We start from the raw sequence: 249 nt of genomic DNA on the forward strand, positions 1-249 counted from the left end.
TCGCGGCGCCCCCCGTCGACATCGACGGCATCCGTGAGCCCGTCGCCGGCTCCCTGATGTACGGCAACAACATCATCTCCGGCGCCGTTGTTCCTTCGAGCAACGCCATCGGCCTGCACTTCTACCCCATCTGGGAAGCCGCCAGCCTCGATGAGTGGCTGTACAACGGTGGTCCTTACCAGCTGGTGGTCTTCCACTTCCTGATCGGCGTCTTCGCCTACATGGGCCGCGAGTGGGAACTCTCCTACC

1 pseudogene is annotated in these 249 nt (G+C 63.5%); it reads left to right on the forward strand.

The features are described 5' to 3' along the window. A pseudogene (locus KUG43_RS16745) lies at positions 1–249 on the forward strand (photosystem II q(b) protein); the annotation flags it as partial.

Source organism: Synechococcus sp. CCY 0621, from assembly GCF_019038465.1.
Lineage (GTDB): Bacteria > Cyanobacteriota > Cyanobacteriia > PCC-6307 > Cyanobiaceae > Cyanobium.